General features: G+C 62.9%; 15 protein-coding genes and 1 pseudogene. 8 read left to right on the top strand and 8 right to left on the bottom strand.

The annotated features are described in order from the left end of the window. Positions 1-35: 35 nt before the first annotated feature. Positions 36-503, top strand: coding sequence for a carboxymuconolactone decarboxylase family protein (locus NKJ72_RS21250; protein WP_254820302.1), 468 nt, complete (start codon positions 36-38; stop codon positions 501-503). A 28-nt stretch (positions 504-531) separates the two neighbouring features. Here NKJ72_RS21250 and NKJ72_RS21245 read toward each other — a convergent pair. From NKJ72_RS21245 to NKJ72_RS21225, 5 genes and pseudogenes are all read right to left on the bottom strand, one after another. Further along, a pseudogene (locus tag NKJ72_RS21245) lies at positions 532-1,458 on the bottom strand (aminoglycoside phosphotransferase family protein). Between the two features lie 92 nt (positions 1,459-1,550). Beyond that, on the bottom strand, positions 1,551-2,000 hold the full coding sequence (locus NKJ72_RS21240; protein ID WP_023719810.1) for a DNA polymerase III subunit chi: 450 nt from the start codon (positions 1,998-2,000) through the stop codon (positions 1,551-1,553). 38 nt (positions 2,001-2,038) lie between these two features. Then, positions 2,039-3,535 carry a leucyl aminopeptidase gene (locus NKJ72_RS21235; RefSeq protein WP_352479243.1) on the bottom strand — a complete coding sequence of 499 codons (1,497 nt, stop codon included), beginning with the start codon at positions 3,533-3,535 and terminating at the stop codon, positions 2,039-2,041. Between the two features lie 81 nt (positions 3,536-3,616). Next, entirely contained in the window at positions 3,617-4,000 is a 384-nt protein-coding gene (locus tag NKJ72_RS21230) for a VOC family protein (RefSeq protein ID WP_352479242.1), read from the bottom strand. A gap of 73 nt (positions 4,001-4,073) precedes the next feature. Next, positions 4,074-5,240 carry a flavin-containing monooxygenase gene (locus NKJ72_RS21225; protein ID WP_352479241.1) on the bottom strand — a complete coding sequence of 389 codons (1,167 nt, stop codon included), beginning with the start codon at positions 5,238-5,240 and terminating at the stop codon, positions 4,074-4,076. A gap of 354 nt (positions 5,241-5,594) precedes the next feature. Here NKJ72_RS21225 and lptF point away from each other — a divergent pair, with 354 nt between their 5' ends. From lptF to NKJ72_RS21190, 7 genes are all read left to right on the top strand, one after another. Then, complete coding sequence (gene lptF / locus NKJ72_RS21220) at positions 5,595-6,797, top strand: LPS export ABC transporter permease LptF (RefSeq protein WP_254820306.1); 1,203 nt, start codon at positions 5,595-5,597, stop codon at positions 6,795-6,797. Next, positions 6,794-7,879 (top strand): LPS export ABC transporter permease LptG, encoded by a 1,086-nt coding sequence (lptG, locus tag NKJ72_RS21215; protein WP_352479326.1) that lies wholly within the window; start codon positions 6,794-6,796, stop codon positions 7,877-7,879. Before lptF ends, lptG begins: the two co-directional genes overlap by 4 nt. Next, a complete protein-coding gene (locus tag NKJ72_RS21210) occupies positions 7,879-10,296 on the top strand; it encodes an LPS-assembly protein LptD (RefSeq protein WP_352479240.1) in 2,418 nt (805 codons plus the stop codon). The genes lptG and NKJ72_RS21210 overlap by 1 nt, the downstream gene beginning before the upstream one ends. Positions 10,297-10,409: 113 nt before the next feature. Then, on the top strand, positions 10,410-11,336 hold the full coding sequence (locus NKJ72_RS21205) for a peptidylprolyl isomerase (RefSeq protein ID WP_352479239.1): 927 nt from the start codon (positions 10,410-10,412) through the stop codon (positions 11,334-11,336). A 13-nt stretch (positions 11,337-11,349) separates the two neighbouring features. Then, a complete protein-coding gene (gene pdxA / locus NKJ72_RS21200) occupies positions 11,350-12,369 on the top strand; it encodes a 4-hydroxythreonine-4-phosphate dehydrogenase PdxA (RefSeq protein WP_352479238.1) in 1,020 nt (339 codons plus the stop codon). An 83-nt stretch (positions 12,370-12,452) separates the two neighbouring features. Further along, on the top strand, positions 12,453-13,292 hold the full coding sequence (gene rsmA / locus NKJ72_RS21195) for a 16S rRNA (adenine(1518)-N(6)/adenine(1519)-N(6))-dimethyltransferase RsmA (protein ID WP_352479237.1): 840 nt from the start codon (positions 12,453-12,455) through the stop codon (positions 13,290-13,292). Between the two features lie 74 nt (positions 13,293-13,366). Further along, positions 13,367-13,660 (top strand): DUF1330 domain-containing protein, encoded by a 294-nt coding sequence (locus NKJ72_RS21190; protein WP_352479236.1) that lies wholly within the window; start codon positions 13,367-13,369, stop codon positions 13,658-13,660. Here NKJ72_RS21190 and gmk read toward each other — a convergent pair whose 3' ends face one another. The 3 genes from gmk to mltG form a co-directional block, all read right to left on the bottom strand. Continuing rightward, positions 13,661-14,317 carry a guanylate kinase gene (gene gmk / locus NKJ72_RS21185; protein WP_254820312.1) on the bottom strand — a complete coding sequence of 219 codons (657 nt, stop codon included), beginning with the start codon at positions 14,315-14,317 and terminating at the stop codon, positions 13,661-13,663. Positions 14,318-14,350: 33 nt separating this feature from the next. Further along, positions 14,351-15,241, bottom strand: a complete 891-nt coding sequence (locus NKJ72_RS21180; RefSeq protein WP_352479325.1) for a YicC/YloC family endoribonuclease — start codon at positions 15,239-15,241, stop codon at positions 14,351-14,353. Positions 15,242-15,378: 137 nt separating this feature from the next. Then, positions 15,379-16,599, bottom strand: coding sequence for an endolytic transglycosylase MltG (gene mltG / locus NKJ72_RS21175; protein WP_352479235.1), 1,221 nt, complete (start codon positions 16,597-16,599; stop codon positions 15,379-15,381). Between the last annotated feature and the right edge of the window lie 29 nt (positions 16,600-16,628).

Here is a 16,628-nt window from a genome sequence, read left to right as displayed (position 1 = left end):
CACCGTAAGGTCTACAAACGCCAGAGGAGAACGTCATGTCTGTCTATCGTACTCTTTCATCAACGCATTCTTCCATCCGCCGTGCCTGCCTGCTCGCCGCCGCCTGTGTGCTGACGCTGGCTGCAACTCCTTCTTATGCCGATGAGTATGACGCAACCGTCAAGGACATCCAGTCGACCATGGGCGGGGTGCCCGGTTTCGTAAAGCAGTTCCCGAAAGCCGGTCTGCCCGGTGCATGGGCCGAGGTCAAGGCTATCCAGCTCAGCGACAAGACGGCGCTGCCGCCGAAGGTCAAGTCACTGATCTCGCTGGCGGTGGCGGCGCAAATCCCGTGCAACTACTGCATCTGGTCGGACACGCAGGACGCCAAGCGGGCCGGCGCTACCGACGAGGAGATCCAGGAGGCGGTCGCCGTTTCAGCGCTGACCCGCCACTGGAGCACCATCTTCAACGGCATGCAGGTCGATTTCGATACATTCAAGAAGGAGATGGGCGGGCAGTAATGCCTTTCGTTGTTAGAGCGGGATGCATTCAGACTGAATTAGCCATCTCGCTCCGACTGTTTGTGTGATCCGCCAGCACCTCATTGATGACCCGCCACGATTTTTCCGCCTCGCGCTGATTGCCGTCATGTCCCGAAGCGACGATCAGCGCCTTCCACAACGCCCAGCCCCGAGCGCGCGCCCAGCTGTGCTCGTCAAGCGCAATGGCATCGCGGAACGCCTGACGGCTCTCGCCGTAAAATTCCGTCCACGCGATCACCAGATCACAGGCAGGATCGCCGATAGCCGAACTACCGAAATCGACCACCGCGCACAGCTTGCCATCTTCGACGAGCAGATTGCCCGAGGCGACGTCGCCATGGACCCAGACCGGCGGCCCTTACCATCGCGAGGCAAGGGCGGTCGCCCATACGGCTTCGGCGGCGGCCTTGTCGATGCGGCCGCCGAGCGCCGAGAGCGCGGCTCGGGTCTCGGCGTCGTAGACCGAAAGCCGGCCACCGCGGTGGAAATTATGCCGCCCTGCCGGTGGCCCATCGGCAGCGTCGATCCGGTAGAGCGCAACCAGAAAGCCGGCCAGCGAACGGGCGAACTCAGTAAGATCGGCAATCAGTCCACCAGCCGCCGGTCTGCCGCCAAGCCAGCGATAGACGGACCAAGGCCATGGATAGCCTTCCCCGGGCGCGCCTTTGGCCAGCGGCACGGGTATGGGCAGAGGCAGGTGAGGCGCCAGACGGGGCAGCCAGCGATGCTCCTTCTCGACCTGGGCGACATAGGCGGCGGCGCTCGGCAGCCGCACCGACATGCGATCGCCCAGTCGGAACGTGCGGTTGTCCCAGCCGCCAGGCTCGACCGGCTCTACCGGCAGGTCCGCCCATTTGGGGAACTGCGCGGCAATCAGCCGGCGAACAAGTGCGGCATCTATCGGCATGCCTGGTGTTCGTTCATCGGGCGGCATCGGGCTTGCTCAGGTCTTTTGAATAGCCGGCAGTCCATCTTTTTGGCGTCGCATTCTTGCGGCGCCAGTGATTCCACTAGGCCGCAAATTCTCTAAGCCTTGCGTTCCCAGCGCCGGTCGGGCGTTTGCTGCCAGTAGGTCACGGTGTGGCCAGCCTCCTTCATTGTCTTCCAGTGCGTGCGTGCCGCCTCTAGCTGGGCTGCATCGTGGCCGTCGAACAGGAACACGGCGCGCTGATAGCCGCCAAGCTCCGGCGGCACCGCCCCATCGACCAGGAAACGTATCTGCGCCTGGTTCGGATTGTCAGGGCCGACGGTCAGAAGAACCGGCTGCTCGGCGGGATGGGCTTCGCGGTCCGTTGCGTGGGCCAGGAACGAATCGTCCCGGAAAGTCCACAGATGCTGGTCCAGCGCGTCGCGCCGTTCCTCGGTGCCGGTCTGCACCACGGCGCGCCAGCCGCGATCGATACTGCGCTCCAGGAGGCCGGGCAGCGCATCCTCCAGCGTCGATTCGGTCAGGTGATAAAACAGAATCTCGGCCATGCGTTCAGTCTACATTTTCGGAATCCCTCCCCAGCCGCTCATTGCTCATAATGATCGCGCAGCAGCCGGTCGAGCAGCCTGACGCCGAAGCCGGAAGCCCATGACTGGTTGATCTCGTTGGAGGGAGCGCCCATAGCGGTGCCGGCAATGTCGAGATGCGCCCAAGGCGTGTCCTTGACGAAACGCTGCAGGAACTGTGCGGCGATGATGGCGCCGCCGTGGCGGCCGCCGATGTTCTTCATGTCGGCATTCTTGGAATCGATCAGCTTGTCGTATTCGGCACCGAGCGGCATGCGCCACACCCGCTCCTGCGTCGCCTGTCCGGCCGCCGTCAGCCGGTCCGCCAACTCGTCATTGTTGGAAAACAGGCCGGCATAATGCTGGCCGAGCGCGACCATAATGGCGCCGGTCAGCGTCGCCAGATTGATCATGAATTTCGGCTGGAAGCGGTCGTTGCAGTACCACAGCGCATCGGCCAGCACCAAGCGGCCCTCGGCGTCGGTATTGAGCACTTCGATGGTCTGGCCCGACATCGAGGTGACGATGTCGCCCGGTCGCTGAGCGTGGCCATCGACGGCGTTTTCGACCAGCCCGACAATACCGACGACATTGACCTTCGCCTTGCGCGCGGCTAGCGCGTGCATCAGCCCGGTGACGGCAGCAGCGCCGCCCATATCCCCCTTCATGTCCTCCATGCCCGATGCCGGCTTGATCGAATTGCCGCCGGTGTCGAAGGTGACGCCCTTGCCGACGAAGGCGACCGGGCTTTCCTTGGCCTTGCCGCCGTCCCACCGCATGACCGCGATGCGGGCGCCACGCGGCGAGCCCTGTGCTACGCCCAGCAGCGAACCCATGCCGAGCTTCTTCATCTCCTTCTCGGCCAGGATCTCGACCGTGACGCCGAGCGCCTCCAGTTCGGCGATGCGGGTGGCGAATTCCACCGGTCCCAGAACATTGGCCGGTTCATTGACCAAATCGCGCGCCAGCAAGACACCGTCGATCACCGCCGCTTCATCGGCGAAGGCCTTCTTTGCAGCTGCCGGATCGGCGGTGTGAATAGTTACCTTGACCGGCTTTTTTGGCTCGCGCTTGTCGTCACCATTGTTCTTTTTGGTCTTATACTTGTCGAAGGAATAGCTGCGCAGCAGGATGCCTGCTGCGAGCTGAACGGCTTGCCTGCCGCTGATGGCGGCACCGGGAAGATCGAGCACGACGGCCACTTCGGTTGCCTTGCGAAAGGACGCGGCAATCGTGCCACCGAGCTTCAGCCAACCATAATCATCGAGATTGGAGCCCTTGCCGGCACCGACCGCTACCAGCCGCTCGAGCGATGTCCCTTCCGGTGCCAGCACTTCGACCAGGCTGGCGAATTTGCCAGTGAAGTCGGCGACCGGAAAAGCCCGATCGAGGGTCTTTGCCGGATCACAAGCCCTGGCGGCATCGCTGAGGTCGCCCTCGTCGGCCGCCAGAACGAAAACGCTGCCCTTTTTGGGCGCGGCGATTTTGGCGAAGGCGATCGAGGGTCTCGAATTCATGATGTCCTGCTTTCGGGAAGTGCGTTGGATTATCGCGAGAGGCGTTCGATTGGTCGGACCGAAAGGTGCCGTGTTGTTGCGTCAGTGAGCGGCGGGTTGAAACAGCTCGATGACATTGCCCGATGGGTCTTCGAGCAGGGTCTGGGAACCGCCGACGCCCGTTATGATATCGTTGCGAAAGACAAGTCCAGCACTCTTGAGGTGCGCGACCTCTTCTTTCAGGTCCGGCACCACCAACAGGATGCGGTTCCAGCCTCCCGGCACCGGCTGCCTGCCATCCGGCATAGCCCGTGCACCCGAACTGCCGGGTCCGCTTAGAAGGAGCCGTAACGCGCCGCGCGTGACGGAGGCAAAAGCCGGTCGCGCGTCCTGTTCGACGGTAAAGCCCAGTTGTCCACAGTAGAAATCGATCGAGGTGGCGACATCATCGACCATGTAGCGAATGCTGACTGGCGTCATGATCATTGACCTTTCGGTTCGAGCACGCTCCAACAAGGCGTGTCAATTGCGGGCGGTACAATCGGCATAGCCCTGCTCACTATCGCTGCTTGACAATCCGCGCCGCTATCGCCCTGGCCTGAATGCGGGCATTGGCGAAACAACCGCGAATGCTCGGCCGCATGCCGGTAAACCACAGGCCGGGCAATTTCGGATCGGCATCGCCGCCGTTGAAAAGCGGAACGCCCTTGCCGTCGAGAACGCCGAGCTTGCCAACCATCTGCTCCAGACCGGTGCGATAGCCGGTCGCTGCAATGACGATATCGGGCGTGATCAACCTGCCGTCATTCAACACGACGCCGTCCTGGGTAAATTCCCGCAATGATGGCATCACCACGATCGTGCCTGCCTTGATGGCGCGAACCGCGCCGTCGTCGGCTGCGATCGCGGTGTAGTCGGCGCTCAGACGGCTCGCACCGCCTGTGGGCGCCGGCGGAAGCCCAAATTTCGTCAGGTCGCCGAAAACCAGGCGCTGGGTTGTCGCCATCACCGCATCGGCCAGCCGCACCGGCAAGCTCGCCATTAACGGTGAAAGCCTGTGGACGGCGACCTTGCCGATGCGTTTCGGCAGCAGAGAGGGGCCGTTGCGGGCCGACAGCCAGATGCTTTGGGCGTCTGCATTCGCCAGATGATTGAGTGCGTCGAAACCCGAATTGCCGGCACCGACCACCAGCACCCTTTTGCCGGCGTAGTCCTTCGCATCGCCAAAATCGGCCGAATGGATAATCCGGCCTGCAAAATCCTTCATGCCTTTCCACGCGGGAATAAACGGCTGCCGGTCGCGCCCGGTGGCGACGACGACATGGCGCGCCAGACGACGTCCGGCGTTCGTCCGCACGGTCCAGTGATCGCCGTCGAACGTGACCTCTTCAACGGCAACGCCGAACGCGACCGGCAGACCATGCGTCTGGCTGAAATCATTCAGATGGCGAATGACGGCCGATTTATGCGGAAAAGCCGGGGTGCCTGCGGGATAGCCGACACCGGGGAGCGTCGAGAGATCGCGATGGGTATTGAGGTGCAGCCGCTGGTGCCGCCGATGCCAGGGTTCGGCAAGCCGGCTCTCCTTTTCCAGGACGAGCGTCGGTACGCCGGCCTTCATCAAGGCGTGGGCGGCGGCAAGGCCGGCCGCGCCGGCGCCGACCACGATCGCGCCGTCAAAGACGGTTTCTCGACCGGTTTGACTGCGCAATTTTTCCGCTTCCATGCTGGGGCTCAACAGATCCTGACCCGTCTTATCACGCCGCGGCGGTGGCGACCGGCGCGACATTTGGTCGTTTTGCCGCATTTGACAAGACTTTGGCCGAAATCGCTCCCATATGCGATATCGAACCACCCACGATTCGTCGCGGCACGGCCCCGCTTCCAGCCGCAACCTGTCGTTAACCAACAATGTTCGCCTTTTCTTATCCATTGCCGTCGACACTCCGGCCCAGCGGAATGTACGATACGGGACAGAACCCGGATCGAACCGCCAAACTGAGCCAGTTGTGCAGCCGGCGCCGGACGACTACCTTGTTCCAAGGCATGATGCCGTTCGAAATCGCCGAGAAAAGCCTTCATGAAGGTCGTTGAACGTTACATCATGCGCCGTGCCTTCGCGGTATTCGCGCTGGCGCTCGTCTGGACGCTGGCGATCGTCTGGACGACTCAGGTCCTCGCCCGCATCGACCTCGTCACCGATAGCGGTCAGTCGGCCCTCACCTTCTTCGAAGTCGCAGCGCTGATCATCCCGACGATCGTTCCGATCGTCGTACCGTTCGCCCTAGTGGTCGCGGTCGCCCAGATCCTCAGCGTGATGAATTCGGATTCGGAGCTCGCCGTCATCAATGCCGCCGGCGCTTCACGCTGGACAATCGTCAGGCCGATCATGCTTCTGGCACTCGCAGCCAGCGTTTTTTCGTTCGCGGTCGACAATGGCGTCGACCCCTACGCGCGCCAGAAGAACCGCGAGCTGATAGCATCTTCGCGTGCGGATCTGTTGTCGTTGATCATCCAGGAAGGCACCTTCCGCAAGATCGATGACGGCCTGTTCCTGCAGGTTGGCGAACGGCTTCCCGACAATCGCCTCGGCGGCATCTTCGTCGCCGATTCGCGCGAAGAAGGCGTCAATCTCGTCTATTATGCCAAGTCCGGCAGCATCATCGAACGCGGCGACGAGAAGGTGCTGATGATGAATGACGGGGTGATCCATCGCAAAACCATGACCGGCGACCTCTCGGTGATCCGGTTCACCTCCTATGCCTTCGATTTGTCCGCTTTCATGTCGGCATCATCCGACATCCTGCTTTTGCCGAAGGACCGGACGACCCAGTATCTGCTCAATCCCAGTCCGAACGACAAGATGTACCAGCAAAAGCCGAACAGGTACCTGGCCGAGCTCGACCAGCGTTTTTCCGAGTGGTCCTATTCGCTCGTCTTCGCGCTGATCGCGCTCGCCGTCGCCGGAGATGCACGCTCGCATCGTGAGGCGCGTGTGCACCCGCTGATCACGGCAATCGCGATCGCGCTGTTCGTGCGCTGGCTCGGGTTCTTTGCCGCCGGCAAGGCCGACAAGGTGCCGCAATATGCCTATATGGTCTACGGCGTCCCGATCGTGGCATCGGCGATCGCCATCTGGTTCATTGTTTCCAACCGGACCATGGAACTGCCTGTTGCCTGGGCCGACTGGGTGACCAATCTTGCCGGCCGCTTCAGTGAGGGCTGGAGCGCCATCAAGCTCCGTTTTGCTGGGCGCGGCGCTTCCGGACAGGGAGCCGGCTGATGGGCTGGACTCTGGGTCGATACTTCTTCTTTCGCTATGTGACGATCACCATTTGGTTCTTCATCGGCCTTCTGGCGCTGGTGTTCCTGATCGATTTCACCGAGCTTTCCGGCCGCACGACCGGTGTCCCGGGCTTCACTTACGGGACTGCCTTCGCCATTTCCGGACTCAGGATGCCGATGATCATGCTGCAGACGGTGCCGTTCGTCGGCCTGTTCTCGGCGATGGCGACCCTGGTGTCGCTCAACCGCAAATATGAATTGGTCATCGCCCGTTCCGCCGGGGTTTCAGCATGGCAGTTCCTGCTGCCATGCTGTATCGGGGCGCTGCTGTTTGGTGCCTTGTCGGTCGGCGTCATCAATCCGATAGCCGCGCACGCCTATTCCTGGTCCGAGCAGATCGAGACCCAGCTCCGTTCGGGCAAGTCGAATACAGTCTCGGCCGATGCCGCACCCTGGATCAGGCAGAAAACCAGTTCCGGCGATACCATCATCGGAGCGCGCGCCATTCTCAATCAAGGCCTGGAGATGGCCGACGCGGTCTTCTTCAGCTTCAGTCCGCAAGGTGATATCATCGAGCGCAAGGATGCGGCGCGCGCCTTTTTGCGGGACGGCTACTGGGAATTGCAGGACGTCAAGGTGTTCCGGGACGGCACCATCCAGTCGTTACCCAGCGATCGGCTGCCGACCAATCTCAAGCCGGAATTCGTGCAAGAGCGGTTGGCGCGCCCTGAGACTATCCCCTTCTACGATTTGCCCGGCAAAGTCGAGGTGGCCCGCTCCTTCGGCCTCAAGGCAAATGCCTTCGCCATGCAGTTCGATTCCCTGGTGGCGCTGCCCTTCCTGCTCGTGGCGATGACGCTGATTGCGGCAACGGTATCAATGCGATTTGCGAGGATGGGGCAGTCGGCGACGATGATTCTGGGTGGCATCGTGGCCGGCTTTCTGCTTTATGTCGTTTCGGTGCTGGTCAAGGCATTCGGCGTGGCGGGATTCGTACCCACAGCCGTAGCGGCTTGGGTCCCGGTTGTCGTGGCTATGTTCTTCGGGGTGACATTCCTGCTATACAAGGAAGACGGCTAGTGAGGGAGGCGGTTTTGCGCAGCCATAGGCACGCCGGTTTGGCACGCCTCTCTGCGGCGAGCGCCTTGGCATGCCTGCTCGCCAGCGTCGCCCCGATTGCTTCGGCTTTTGCCCAAGACGTCCGTGAACTGGCAACGAAGGTTCCGAGCGGCACGCAGATGCTGCTGGCGGCCGATACGCTGGTCTACGACAACGACAAGCAGACGGTGACGGCCGTCGGCGGCGTCCAGATCGACTATGGCGGCAACCGTCTCGTCGCCCAGCGGGTCGAATACAACCGCAACACCAAACGCCTCGTCGCCAGCGGCAATGTCGAACTCGTCAATAGCGACGGCACCAAAATCTATTCGCAGCACGCCGACATCACTGACGATTTCGCCGATGGGTTCGTCAACGCGCTGCGGGTCGAGACCATAGACAAGGCCTACTTCGCCGCCGAAAGCGCGGAACGCATGGGCGGCGTGCTGACGACATTCCACAATGGCGTCTACACCGCGTGCGAGCCGTGCGAGGACAAGCCCGACAAAGCGCCGACCTGGCGTATCAAGGCCAGGAAGATCATCTGGAACGGCGAAAAGAAGACGGTTCGCTTCGAAAACTCGAACTTCGAGTTCTTCGGCTTTCCGCTGGCCTATCTGCCGGCTTTCGAGATCGCCGACCCAACGGTCAAGCGCAAGAGCGGCTTCCTGATTCCCGGCGTCGCCTACAAGAGCGACCTCGGCGTCGGTGTTAAGGTCCCTTACTATTTCGCGCTCTCGCCGACCTACGATCTCACTGTCACCGGCAGCGGCTATACCAAGCAAGGTTTCCTCGGTGAGGCCGAGTGGCGGCAGCGCTTCAACAATGGTCAGTACAGCCTGAAAATTGCAGGCATCCGGCAGGAGAATCCCGACGCCTTCATCGACGACAATGGCCACAACGTGAATTCGGGTACCGAAGGCGACCCGAACAGGTTCCGCGGCATGATGGGCACCCAGGGCCAGTTCGCTATCAACCCGCGCTGGGACTTCGGTTGGGACATCCTGCTGCAGAGCGACAAGAATTTCGCGCGCACTTACGACATCGATGGCTTCAACGACAGCGTGCACCGCTCCGAGGTGTATCTGACGGGACTCAACGATCGCAATTACTTCGATGTGCGCGCCATGCACTTCGACGTTCAGGAAGACACGCTCGCCAGCGATCCGACCGCACGCGCCGCCAAGCAGCCCTGGGTGCTGCCCTCGCTCGACTACGCCTATATCCCCGACATGCCGGTGGCCGGCGGGCAGCTCTCGTTCGACGTCAACGCGCGGGTCATAGACCGCGACAGGCTCGATACGGCTCTTGCAGATTCGGGCGTCCCTTCGTCCGTCAACAACGTTCGTGGCATCGACGGTCAATCTGGCCGTCTTACCGCGGAAGCCGAATGGAAGCGCACCATCACCACCGATGGCGGGCTGCTGCTGACGCCGCTCCTGGCGCTGCGCGGCGACGCCGGCTATGTCAATGCCTCCTCCGCCTCGCTCGACGCCATCAACCAGATGGCGACCAATCTCGGCGTTGAGGACGATATGCGTTCATCGCTTGCCCGCTTCATGGCGACCGCCGGCCTTGAGATGCGCTGGCCGGTGCTGTTCTCGATGACCAGTTCCAGCCATGTCTTCGAGCCGATGGCGCAAGTATTCGTGCGTCCGAACGAGCAATATGTCGGCGGGCTGGCGGTTCCCAACGAGGACGCCCAGAGCTTCGTCTTCGACGCCACGACGCTGTTTGAGCGCGACAAATTCTCGGGCTATGACCGCATGGAAGGCGGCACACGCGCCAATGTCGGGCTCCGCTATTCCGGTGCATATGACAATGGCTGGGGCACCAATGCAGTGTTCGGCCAATCCTACCAGCTCGGCGGCCAGAACTCGTTCGGCACGCCGGATCTGGTCAACGTCGGTGCCTATTCGGGTCTTGAAACGGCAACCTCCGACTATGTCGGCCTTGTCGGCTTCAACAGCCCCAGCGGATTTTCCGGCTCGGTCAGCGGCCGTTTCGACGAGCAAAGCTTCGAGATCCGCCGCGCTGAGGTAAAGGCCGCCTTTTCAGGCCTGCCGGTATCGCTGAGCGCCAAATACGCCTTCATCCAGGCGCAGCCGCTCTATGGCTTCTCCACGGATCGCCATGAGGTCACGCTCGGCGCCTCGACGCATCTTGCCGAGAACTGGCGCGTCTTTGGCACCGGCACATATGATCTTGAGCAGAGCGTGCTGGTCAAGGACGGCGTCGGCTTTGCCTATAGTGATTCGTGCTTTACCTATTTGATGACGTTTTCGGAAAGACGTGACCTTAACACCAGGGAAGTGTCGCAGAACGTCGGCTTCAACCTGTCGTTCCGCACGCTCGGCGATTTCGGCTCGTCGCAACGCTCCATCGACACCATCCAATAACGGCAGTCGGCAACGGGGTGGCTGGCGGACGACATTGTTTCGCCGCATAGAGCAGGCACGGATTTCGGCGACCTGAACTGGGATGGGTTGGGTCGAATCGGGATGGAACTGGGATGCTTTCGATGAGGAAATACCTCTTTTCGGCAGGGTTCGCGCTGCTGGTGGCGTTCTCGACCACCGCAGTGACGCCGCCGGCTTTCGCCACCGAGATCAAATACGTCGTCAACAACGTACCGATCACCACAGGCGACATCCAGCATCGGGCCGCTTTCCTGCGCCTGCAGCGCAGAAAGGGCGATGCCGGCCAGGAAATGATAGATCAGACGCTGCGCTCGGCCGAGGCCCGGCGCCTAGGCATCCGCATCAGCGATGCGCAGGTCGATGCCGCCTATCAGCGTTTCGCCACGAACAACAAGATGCAGCTCAAGCAGCTTGACGGTGTGATGGCGCAATCAGGCGTCACCAAGGAGCACTTCAAGGAATTCATCCGAGCGCAGATGGCCTGGAACCAGGCGCTGTCCGCGCGCTACCGCTCCGCCGACGGGGGCGGCGCCATAAGCGAGCAGGACGTCGTCAAGCGCATGCTCGAAAAAGGCGGCAGCAAGCCGAGCGCCACCGAATACATGCTGCAGCAGGTCATCTTCGTCGTGCCGGCAGCCGAGCGCAGCGCGACGCTGGCCAAGCGCAAGCGCGAAGCCGACGCCATGCGCGCCCGCTTCAACGGCTGCAACACCACGCGCGAATTTGCCAAGGGCCTGATCGACGTCACCGTTCGCGACCTCGGCCGGGTGCTGGCGCCGCAACTGCCGCCGGACTGGGCCGAGCAGATCAAGGCCACCAAGGTCGGCGGCGCCACCGCGACGCGCGAGACCGACCGCGGCGTCGAATTCGTCGGCATCTGCTCGTCGCGCGAAGTGTCGGACGACAAAGTCGCGCAGATGGTGTTCCAGAGCGAGGGCTCGAGCGACAAGAACGCCGACGAGCTCTCAAAGAAATACGTCGAGGAGTTGCGGAAGAAAGCCCGCATCATCGAGCGCTGAAGTCGGCATCGCCGTGCCTGAGACAGAGCTTCCGCTGGCGTTGAGCGTCGGCGATCCGTCCGGTGTGGGGCCGGACATCGCCATCGCCGCTTGGCAGGCCCGCGACAGCGCCGGCGTTCCGTTTTTTTATCTCCTTGCCGATCCGGCGCTGATTGCCGCGCGGGCGCACGGGCTCGGCACCGATATCGCGATTGCCGAGACGACGCCGGCGCTAGCGCCTAGTGTGTTTTCGCGCGCGCTGCCGGTGGTGGCGCTTTCCGCCCGTTTCGTCGACAGTCCCGGCCGCCCGGATCCAGCCAACGCCGCCGGAATCATCGAGGCGATCGACCGCGCCGTTGCCGACTGCCTGGCCGGCCGCGCTGCCGCGGTCGTCACCTGCCCGATTGCCAAGAAGCCGCTCTACGATGCCGGCTTTCGCTTTCCCGGCCACACCGAATATCTGGCGCATCTGGCATCACTTCACACCGGCACCGAAGTGACGCCGGTGATGCTGCTTGCCGGTCCGGACCTGCGCACCGTGCCGGTCACCATTCACATCGCACTGGCCGAGGTGCCGAAGGCGCTGACGACCGACCTGATCGTCGCCACCGGCCGCATTACCGCCGCCGACCTTGCAAACCGCTTCGGAATTGCCAAGCCGCGGCTCGCCATCGCCGGCCTCAACCCTCATGCCGGCGAAGGCGGCGCGATAGGCACCGAAGACGAGCGGATCGTGCGCCCGGCGATCGACAGGCTGAGGCAGGAAGGAATAGAAGCCTTCGGGCCATTGCCGGCCGACACCCTGTTTCACGCTCGCGCCCGCGCCGGCTATGACGTGGTGCTCTGCATGTATCATGACCAGGCGCTGATCCCCGCCAAGGCGCTGGCGTTTGACGAGGCAGTCAACGTCACGCTCGGCCTGCCCTTCATCCGCACCTCGCCCGACCACGGCACCGCCTTCGACATCGCCGGCAAGGGCATTGCCCGTGCCGACAGCCTGATTGCGGCGCTGAAACTCGCTCGCCTGCTTGCCGATACCGGGAAAAGGCCGTAGGCCACTGGGCCCAATGAGCCCAATTCGATGGCCTTAACCCGACGAGCCCAGCCCGATGAGCCCAGCCCGATGAGCCCAACCCGATGAGCATAGACGGCCTGCCGGCACTGCGCGAGGTGATCGAGCGCTATGGGCTGCAGGCGAAAAAGGCACTCGGCCAGAATTTTCTGCTCGACCTTAACCTGACAAGCAAGATTGCGCGGACCGCCGGCGACCTGAGCAACGTTACGGTTATCGAGGTCGGTCCCGGTCCGGGCGGGCTGACTCGGGCCCTGCTCCTCAACGGCGCCCGCCGGGTCGTCGCGATCGAGCGCGATGAGCGCTGCCTGGCGGCCTTGGCCGAGATCGCGAACCACTATCCGGGTCGGCTCGAGATCGTGGCCGGCGATGCGCTGAAAACTGATTTTGCAGCGCTTGCCAAAGGAATACCGGGAAGCGGCGGGTCGGTGAAAATCGTTGCCAACCTGCCTTATAATATCGGCACCGAATTGCTGATCCGCTGGCTGACCGTGACCGAGTGGCCGCCTTTCTACGCGTCGATGACGCTGATGTTCCAGCGCGAGGTCGCCGAACGCATTGCAGCCAGCCCCGGCAGCGAGGCCTATGGCCGGCTCGGCGTGCTTGCAGGCTGGCGGACGGAGGCGAGGATTGTCTTCGACGTGCCGCCCCAGGCGTTCACGCCGCCACCCAAGGTGACGTCCTCGGTGGTGCATCTAGTGCCGCGCGCCAGCCCCTTGCCGGCAGAGGTCAAACGGCTTAGCCGCGTCACCGAAGCGGCATTCGGCCAGCGCCGGAAAATGCTGCGGCAGAGCGTGAAAAGCCTCGGCGGCGAGGCACTGCTCACCCGCGCCGGCATTGATCCGACCAGGCGTGCGGAGACGCTCAGCGTCGAGGAATTCGTTCGCCTGACCAACGCGGTGTGATGCCGGGAAGCGTCCGCGTTGAATTTCCGCTCTCATGGCATAGATAGCCGGACAAACCCTGCCCGGAGACAACAGTGGCCGCCTATGTCATTTCCGACGTCACGATCCGTGACGCCGAGGCTATCGAAGCCTACCGCGCCCGCGCGGCTGCCTCCATCGCCCAGCATGGCGGGCGCTATCTGGTACGCGGCGGCGAGGTGGAAAGGTTGGAAGGCGACTGGTCTCCCGGGCCGCTGATCATCGTGGAATTCCCCGACATGGACACGGCGCGGCGTTGGTACCGCTCCGCCGAATATGCCGCGGCATTGGAACTGCGCGACGCCGCGCTCAGCCGCAATCTGATCCTGGTCGCGGGGACAGCGCCTTGATCAATCCGTCTTCTCATCGAGCAGCCCCGAGACGAAATCGAACAGGCCCGGCCGGCGATCGCGTCTGAGCCGTTCGGCCGTAACGATGCCGCGCACCTCGGCGAAAGCGCGGTCGAGATCGTCGTTGACGATGACGAAATCATACTCCTTCCAGTGCTCGATCTCGTTGCGGGCGTTCTTGAGCCGCGTCTCGATCACCGCTTCCTGGTCCTCGGCGCGACGCTTCAGCCGCGCCTTCAATTCCTTCATCGATGGCGGCAGGATGAAGATCGAGACGATGTCGGCGCGCATCTTCTCCTTGAGCTGCTGAGCGCCTTGCCAGTCGATGTCGAACAGCATGTCGCGGCCTTCGGCCAGCGCCTGTTCGGCCGGCTCGCGCGGGGTCGCGTAGCAATTGCCGTGCACCTCCGCCCATTCGAGCAGCGCATCGGAATCGCGTAGCCGCTCGAACTCGCGCATGGTGCGGAAGTGGTAATGGACGCCCTCTATCTCGCTGCCGCGGCGTGGCCGCGTGGTGACCGAGACCGACAATTCTAGACTGGAATCGCTCTCCAGCAGATTGCGCGCAATCGTCGACTTGCCGGCGCCTGAGGGCGACGACAAGACCAGCATCAGCCCGCGGCGCCGAATGCGGGAACCCAAATCCCTAGCGGTCATGGGGCTTGGCAGTCATGTGGCTTGGCATCGGGATCATTCCAGATTCTGGACCTGTTCGCGAAACTGGTCGACGACCGCCTTCAGCTCCAGCCCGATGGCGGTGACCGCGGCAGCATTCGACTTGGAACACAGCGTATTCGATTCGCGGTTGAATTCCTGTGCCAGGAAATCGAGCTTGCGGCCGATGGCGCCACCGCCGGCGAGCAGCGCCCGCCCCGACGCCACGTGCGTCTTCAGCCTGTCGATTTCCTCGCGTATGTCGGCCTTGGTGGCCAGAAACGCCGCTTCCATATGCAGCCGGCTGGCGTCCAGATTGGCGGACGCGTCCATCAACAAGCGGATCTGCTCGGCGAGCCTTTCGCGGATCGTGGCCGGCTCGCGTGATGGATCGGCCTCGGCCCGCAGCGTCAGCGCCTCGATGGCATCGATATGGCCGGACAGCAGGGCACGAAGTGCGGCACCTTCGCCCTGGCGCGCCTGCTGCAGCCCGTTCAGTGCTGCTTCCAGCGCCGACAGTATCGCGGTATCGAGCGCACTGCGCGCCTCTTCGGTTTCGATGGTTTCGGGAATGTCGAGGACGCCGCGCAGCGCAAGCAGGCCGTCGGCCGCCGCAGGGGCTACTCCGAACTGCTCCTGCAGCCGCTTGGCCAAGCCCGCCAGATCCTTCAGGAAAGCCTCGTTGACCACGGGTTGCGCTTGCGCGCCGGCGGCGCGGCCAATGGTCAGCGTCATCTGGAAATTGCCGCGCGCAAAACGCTTTTGCACCGTCTGCCGGACGGCCGGCTCCAGCCGGTCGAAACCTTGCGGCAGCCGCAACCTGACCTCGACGCTTTTGCCGTTGACGGACTTGGCTTCCCAGGCAATCGAAGTGCCGTCGTGTTCGGCGACACTGCGCGCAAAACCGGTCATGCTCTGCAAGTTCATGTAGCCGTGCGTCCCTTTGCCGAATGCCCTCAAGCCGGAGCGATTTTCTCCGGGCAGGATCATGTGAATTTCAATGCCATAGCAGCCCTTGCACATCCACCCGGACATGCACAGGGCCAACCTGATGGCGTCCGGCCCTACTGGGCGGCGGTGGCGCCCGCATCGTCAACGATGGCTCCCGCCGGCGTGTCGGCTCCGGTATTGGTTGCCCCGGCCTTGGCGGCGTCCTGCGCCTGCTTTTTCAGCAGTGCCCGGTAGCGAGCGACATTCTCGTTATGCTCATCGAGCGTCGAGGCAAAGACGTGGCCGCCGCTGCCGTCGGCGACGAAGTAGAGATCGCTGGTCTTCGACGGATTGGCGACGGCCTCCAGCGCCGCACGGCCGGGATTGGCGATCGGCGTCGGCGGCAAACCGTTGATCAGATAGGTGTTGTAGGGCGTCGGCTTCTGGATGTCCGACTGATAGATCGGGCGATCGATGGGTTTGCCCTTGCCGCCGAAGAGGCCGTAGATGATGGTCGGGTCCGATTGCAGCCGCATACCCTTGGCCAGCCGATTGAGGAAGACGGCGGCTACGCGCGAGCGTTCATCGCCCTTGCCGGTCTCCTTCTCGACGATCGAGGCCAGGGTGACAAAATCCTCAACATTGGCGATCGGCAGATCCGGCGCTCGGCGCTGCCAGACCTCGTCTACCAGCTTCTTCTGGTCGGCCAGAAGCTTGTCGACCATCTGCTGGCGTGTTGCGCCGCGGGTGAAGCGCAGCGTGTCGGTGGCGAGGCTGCCCTCAGGTGGGGTGGTCGACGGCATATCGCCGGTCAGCGCGTCCTGCTCGGCGATCCGTTGCAGCGCCTGCTCCACCGTCAGCCCCTCGGGGATAGTCAGCGAATACATCACCGACTTGCCGCTCTTCAGCAGTTCCATGATGTCGTGCATCGACGCCTGCGGCTTGATCTCGTATTCGCCGGCCTTCAGGGCGGAATCATTGCCGAAGGCGCGCACGCCAAGGCGGAAAATGCGGGCGTCGCTGATCAGTCCTCGCCGCTCAAGCTGGTCGGCGATCTCCTGGACGCCGCTATTCGGCTTGACCAGGAAAGTGTCCCCATTGGCCGACGGGCCGGGCTCGTTGAACTCCTGCTTGCCGAAATACAGCGCAACGCCTGCCGCCAGAACCATCAGCATCACCGAAGAGATGACGAAGTTCATGAACACGACGAACTGGCTGCGCGAGGCACGCGAGCGCTTCGGCGGCGGCGTGCCGGCCTCGGGCCGCAACGCCTCGCTGGCCGTTTTCGGCACGATCGGGCCGGACGTTGCTGGCCGTTGCCCGAATTCCCCGTTATCGGCCGGATTTGTGTTCATAGCGCCCTACCATCTGATCTTGCGACGAA

It is taken from the genome of Mesorhizobium sp. M0045, from assembly GCF_040323385.1.
GTDB lineage: Bacteria > Pseudomonadota > Alphaproteobacteria > Rhizobiales > Rhizobiaceae > Mesorhizobium.
The sequence above is the reverse complement of the archived record's forward strand: the minus strand, read 5'-3'. Positions and strand labels throughout refer to the sequence as shown.

Coding starts and splice junctions, on each gene's coding strand:
- NKJ72_RS21250 (WP_254820302.1), top strand. CDS start 36: ATGTCTGTCTATCGTACTCTTTCATCAACGCATTCTTCCATCCGCCGT.
- NKJ72_RS21240 (WP_023719810.1), bottom strand. CDS start 2,000: ATGGCCGAGATTCTGTTTTATCACCTGACCGAATCGACGCTGGAGGAT.
- NKJ72_RS21235 (WP_352479243.1), bottom strand. CDS start 3,535: ATGAATTCGAGACCCTCGATCGCCTTCGCCAAAATCGCCGCGCCCAAA.
- NKJ72_RS21230 (WP_352479242.1), bottom strand. CDS start 4,000: ATGATCATGACGCCAGTCAGCATTCGCTACATGGTCGATGATGTCGCC.
- NKJ72_RS21225 (WP_352479241.1), bottom strand. CDS start 5,240: ATGGAAGCGGAAAAATTGCGCAGTCAAACCGGTCGAGAAACCGTCTTT.
- lptF (WP_254820306.1), top strand. CDS start 5,595: ATGAAGGTCGTTGAACGTTACATCATGCGCCGTGCCTTCGCGGTATTC.
- NKJ72_RS21205 (WP_352479239.1), top strand. CDS start 10,410: ATGCTTTCGATGAGGAAATACCTCTTTTCGGCAGGGTTCGCGCTGCTG.
- rsmA (WP_352479237.1), top strand. CDS start 12,453: ATGAGCATAGACGGCCTGCCGGCACTGCGCGAGGTGATCGAGCGCTAT.
- gmk (WP_254820312.1), bottom strand. CDS start 14,317: ATGACCGCTAGGGATTTGGGTTCCCGCATTCGGCGCCGCGGGCTGATG.
- NKJ72_RS21180 (WP_352479325.1), bottom strand. CDS start 15,241: ATGAACTTGCAGAGCATGACCGGTTTTGCGCGCAGTGTCGCCGAACAC.
- mltG (WP_352479235.1), bottom strand. CDS start 16,599: ATGAACACAAATCCGGCCGATAACGGGGAATTCGGGCAACGGCCAGCA.